At 42.4% G+C, this 451-nt stretch carries 1 protein-coding gene; it reads left to right on the top strand.

Annotated elements, in window-relative coordinates:
• Positions 1-102: 102 nt before the first annotated feature.
• A complete protein-coding gene (locus AB4486_RS27200) occupies positions 103-399 on the top strand; it encodes a hypothetical protein (RefSeq protein ID WP_136975918.1) in 297 nt (98 codons plus the stop codon).
• Positions 400-451 lie beyond the last annotated feature (52 nt).

Here is a 451-nt window from a genome sequence, read left to right as displayed (position 1 = left end):
CAAAGGTATTGAGTCTGTTAAGTCCGAAATCAAGAAAATCACTACAGAACGGGACATTGTCACCGAAACTCTCAATCTACTGCGTAAAACGGGGTTGTAAAGATGATTATTAAAAACACAACTACAGGCACAGCATGGAAATTGCCTTCTGATGTTAAGTTGCCTAAAGGTCAGTACGTTGATATGTCATTTGTACTGACCTTACACGATGAGCTAAAGGCAGATATCGAAGCAGATATTAAGAATAATGACGCTAAACCGCATATGAATGAAGCTCTAGGCATGCGCCACACGTTTATTGTTGAAAAGCAATCGGTATACACCAAGGATGCCAGAGAGATTCCGCTACAGAGTCGCTACAAGGACGCTAAACGCAAGGCCAAGCGTAAGGGGGAGTAATGCTTGATTCCGAAACAGCGAAAGAGCTACAGCTAAAATCAGCAGAAAAACG

This window comes from Vibrio sp. 10N.222.55.C6 (assembly GCF_041473395.1).
GTDB lineage: Bacteria > Pseudomonadota > Gammaproteobacteria > Enterobacterales > Vibrionaceae > Vibrio > Vibrio crassostreae_C.
Note: the sequence above shows the minus strand (reverse complement) of the source record. Positions and strands in the feature narration are given on the sequence as shown.

What these genes read in the sequence shown, in the direction of transcription:
- AB4486_RS27200 (WP_136975918.1), top strand. Translation starts at nt 103, where the DNA reads ATGATTATTAAAAACACAACTACAGGCACAGCATGGAAATTGCCTTCT.